The following is a 4,228-nucleotide window of genomic DNA, read 5'->3' as shown; positions in this document are numbered from 1 at the left end:
TAGGCTAATTCATGGTTCAATTAAGTTGAACTTAAAAGGAGAATCGATACGAAAACAGTTAAATAAATTGACTGATGATGATCAGTTAAGCTAATTTAAAAACGGCTCTACAAAATGATAAATCAAGTGATCAAAGCTGATGAGAATCGGTGATCAAAGTCATGAGAATACGCACCATTTTGGCCCTGATAGGGTCTAAATCAACATATACCATACAGAATGCCTCTGCAGCTTCATCAAGAAGCGCTTGTGACTTGAAGCATCCTTCCCACAAATTTATAGAGAATAAATTTGAATGCCATTAGGCAGCCCGAAGTGTGAGCGCCACGGATGGCAGCGAATAAAAGCGCCCTGTGCAGTTATCTTCTTTATTCGCTTTACTGGCAGGCACTGTCTTCATTTAATATCTTCATAAACCAACTGATGCTTACTAAGCGCTCTCGGTATTGTTCAACCGCTTGGTTAAAAAAGATGAGCTCTGATTTACTCATGACTGCATAAGTACATACATCAATGCAAAATACCTTAGTCAATTCTAGTAACCTGTCTTCAACCCACCCCTTGCGGATTAAAATTCGTTCAATATGGGGGTAATCGCGGCGCGAGATTTATAACCTGGTGGGCCAAGTAAAAAATCGAGCAATTAAACTACCGCGTCCCTTACCCACATCCATGTAGGTAACAAAGAGTTATAGACCTTCGTCTTTCTATAAATCGAGCTCTTTAAATTGGAATAAAAGTAATGTTGTCGATATCACAACCACCAAATATATTCTTTTTATCCTCTAATAAACATTCAGGCAAAGTAACTTTTTTAAGATATTTATTTTCACCGAAGCAATCATTACTAATTGACGTTACAGAAGCCGGTATAGTCAAGTTTTCTATGTTATTCCCGACAAAACAAAACATAGGAAGAGAATCTATTTCCGCTTCAATAGTCAGCTTTTCTATTTTATTACGTCCAAATGCCCCACCACCAATTTTTATAACGCTAGCAGGAATAACAATTTCTTTAATTTGGTTTTGATAGAAGGCATCTTCATCTATAAATTCTAAATACTTTGGTAACACAACAGCTTCAAGCTTTTTATTGTCAAACGCTTCACGCATAATTGCAACCACAGGTTTGTTATTAATATAATCAGGGATAACAACGTCTTTTGAATCCCCTATATAATCTAAAATTAAAATTTTGTCGTCGATATCTTTAAAAGTGTAAGATTCATTCGTTAAGTTTTCCATTACGATCCTAATTTTTATATAAGTTTCCACTTAAAATTTATGTCAAATATATCAAGTAAGTTAATCAAATATACGACTTAAAGTCATCTTTGAGTAATTTTAACTCACACAGAAACTAAGAGACTTTCAAGTGTGTAAAGCATCAACCGCGTGAATTATCTATCACGTATTTTAGAGCTGATCAAAGTAATCCCCCGCTTTATGCCTAAAAAATACATTACAGTTTTCTAACTCAACCTGTAATGGCTCTTTTTGTAAGACTTTAACATACGGATTTAGCTCTAATATAACGGTCATCGTTTTTGATAATAATAGTGCGTTGTAAAGAGCACGTTTACGTTTTTCAGACTTAGAGTAAGGCATACGAATTATGATATTTTTTTTGCACATTGGCGCCGTGATCGGAAAGTACTCTTTTGGCACAAACACTTCAAATTGACCCCCTTTATTGAATCCATATTCAGTGTTTACAGAATACTTGCCTGAAGTAATTTCATATTTTATATGATAGTAGTCTGAATAAATTCCTGAATTAACTTTAATTTCTTGAGCAATAAGATGAAACGAAATTAACAACGCCATAATACTTGAGAAATATTTCATACTACCCCAATACATATAAAACTATTTATACTCCAGAGAGACTTGCAACGGTATCAAAGTTCAAGTTTGAGTACACCAAAAAACTCGAAATTTAAGGTAGGCTAACATCTTTTTAAAACCATAAAAGCTATTTAGCCATATTTATAAAATTGCTATCCGAATAGCTCTCCATACTTTAAGTGGGATAACTAAACTCACCCATATATATCAATTCAAATCCATCACCTTTGACTGTTCTTGGCCTATCAATTTCTTCCTTTGATAAAAATAGAAGCACGTTAGCATCTAATAATTCAAATTCCTCTGCTGTTTTAATAACATCATGCAACCAATGCTCAGAATATGAATACGGCTTAAAAAAAGTTTCTAATGAAGACTCCTGATCTCTTGATCCAATTTCCATGAAGTCATGATCGATAAAAACTTCTCCCTGTGATTCGCAAAATTTTGAAAGAGGAATATCATCATCAAAACCATAACGCTCTTCAAGGAAGGAATTGTATTTTGAATGATCAGAAACTCTTCCAAGAAAAAAGTGCGAAACTTCACGACTTTTCATAATTGACTCCTTTGTCAAACCTCGTTTACAAGCAGAAATTATTAGTTGAATATACAACGAAGGAGCAAAACTAAGGATTATTAATCCTGCTTAGATTACTGATAATCATTGAATTTCATTATCAGTATAACTGATAATTAGTTACGTTGAAAAGCTGCCTACTTAACAGTAGAAAAATTAGTGAATTTCACAATGAGATGTAAGTTGGTTGTAGTAACATTGATAAAAATCACTATTCAGTCACTAATGACAAGTATTTACTAGCTGTAAAGTTAGCTCCATTTTGTAATACTATACTCATATTCAAATATAAAAGTATCAAACACATAAATTTAGCTTATCTTTAATATTTAACTAAGTGATAATAATAAACATCCTTAACAATTGCAAAAACGTACTAAATCATTTTGATGTTTTTGTTATGTGCTAATTAAAAGAGAACTAGATGGATGACGATATACAGTTTTTTAAAGATAAACTAATAAACGGCGACGTAGATAGGTTTGAGTTACTAGATTTTATAGAATACGTAAGAAGCTACGGCCTAACTTATGAAGTATTCACTATAGCTAGGCAAATGTATAAGGATGATATGGATCAACAGGAAACAGCGGGACTATTAAGTATGCAAGCTATGAGTTGGGATTTATAACCATATGGCGCTTTGCTCTTATATCGAAAAAACTGGCATTCTTGTGTTATAGATAAGGTGATATTATCAAAAGTCAGTTTCATCACATTTTTCATAAGATTCATACACTCAACCTATTGTTATTATATGAGCCCAAACACACACGTTATCTACCTATCACTATTTAACTCATATAGCGATAATTTTTCTTGATTAACTAAGTTTATTATCGGTTCATTTGGATAACGGTGTATAAAATAAAAAAGATTATAGTCTGAGTTATTATCGTTATTAGCCATCAACCAACATTGCGACAGCCATTCAATAATAATGGGTTCGCTGATACTATCATAAGCATCACACTCATCTTCATCAATATCATTTTTTGCAATATACTGTTTTAAATAAGCCATATACTGTGCATGATATTCGCGACTGATAAACTCATGTTTCGCCATAAAAGCTTCATCGCAATCCTCAAGCACTTGGCTATGGTTTGCCATATCAGTACAGGTAATAAATGTCAGCGCTAACTTATGCTCATCAAACACTTCGCAAATACACTCTACACGTCCGGTCTCATTTTTCATCGTGATTTCGTACTTCGAAATAAAGCGTTTAAAAATAGCAATACAAGTCGGTGTATACGTCTCTAAATGCTGCTTTAATTTTTTCTTGGGTTCATCCATATGTAGCTTAACCTGCATCACTTTTTTAAATAACTAAAATCATTATTTTTTAATTTATCTTTTTCAATAAAAACAATTCATTTATCACCATAGTGCCAACACTAATCTAATTGGGCGTAAAATGTGAGAGGGGAATTAACGATACTCAGTCACCGCGCAATTCTGACCATAAACAAAGTGTATTAAAAGGCAGCAGCATGATAAATAATCTTCAGCTTTGTTTCTGAGTATCATCGCAATTCAGAATTATATCATCAAAAGAAAAGGGTCTATCATTTCTTAGTTCCTCTTGCCTGTGTTAACTGGTTAGCTATTTTTTCGTTGGGTTTAGTTGTCACCTAAGGGATCCCCAAAAATAATTATTAAGTTTCAATTACATCACTCACATCCATATTTTTCCAATCGATTTGCACTACTACCTGTACGAAATAGGCTAGTCCTTCCAAATAATCTCGCCGTCGCAATTTAATGGACTGTTTTTTGACGTATCGCAATCCAACA

The 4,228-nt window shown here is 33.3% G+C and carries 5 protein-coding genes and 1 pseudogene; 1 reads left to right on the top strand and 5 read right to left on the bottom strand.

The genetic code is table 11. From position 1 onward, the window contains the following. Nucleotides 1-175: 175 nt before the first annotated feature. The 4 genes and pseudogenes from H5154_RS23900 to H5154_RS22355 all read right to left on the bottom strand — a co-directional run. A pseudogene (locus H5154_RS23900) lies at nucleotides 176-608 on the bottom strand (hypothetical protein); the annotation flags it as partial. Nucleotides 609-723: 115 nt separating this feature from the next. Next, nucleotides 724-1,245, bottom strand: coding sequence for a leucine-rich repeat domain-containing protein (locus H5154_RS22365; RefSeq protein ID WP_182719675.1), 522 nt, complete (start codon nucleotides 1,243-1,245; stop codon nucleotides 724-726). A 171-nt stretch (nucleotides 1,246-1,416) separates the two neighbouring features. Next, nucleotides 1,417-1,848 (bottom strand): hypothetical protein, encoded by a 432-nt coding sequence (locus tag H5154_RS22360; protein ID WP_182719674.1) that lies wholly within the window; start codon nucleotides 1,846-1,848, stop codon nucleotides 1,417-1,419. Nucleotides 1,849-2,023: 175 nt separating this feature from the next. Next, on the bottom strand, nucleotides 2,024-2,407 hold the full coding sequence (locus tag H5154_RS22355; RefSeq protein ID WP_182719673.1) for an immunity 22 family protein: 384 nt from the start codon (nucleotides 2,405-2,407) through the stop codon (nucleotides 2,024-2,026). A 445-nt stretch (nucleotides 2,408-2,852) separates the two neighbouring features. Between H5154_RS22355 and H5154_RS22350 the strand changes: the two genes are divergently transcribed. Continuing rightward, nucleotides 2,853-3,059 (top strand): hypothetical protein, encoded by a 207-nt coding sequence (locus H5154_RS22350; protein WP_182719672.1) that lies wholly within the window; start codon nucleotides 2,853-2,855, stop codon nucleotides 3,057-3,059. Nucleotides 3,060-3,208: 149 nt separating this feature from the next. Here H5154_RS22350 and H5154_RS22345 read toward each other — a convergent pair whose 3' ends face one another. Then, entirely contained in the window at nucleotides 3,209-3,727 is a 519-nt protein-coding gene (locus tag H5154_RS22345) for a hypothetical protein (RefSeq protein WP_182719671.1), read from the bottom strand. Nucleotides 3,728-4,228 lie beyond the last annotated feature (501 nt).

This window comes from Pseudoalteromonas sp. SR44-5, assembly GCF_014163675.1.
GTDB classification, from domain to species: Bacteria; Pseudomonadota; Gammaproteobacteria; order Enterobacterales; family Alteromonadaceae; genus Pseudoalteromonas; species Pseudoalteromonas rhizosphaerae.
The sequence above is the reverse complement of the archived record's forward strand: the minus strand, read 5'-3'. Positions and strand labels throughout refer to the sequence as shown.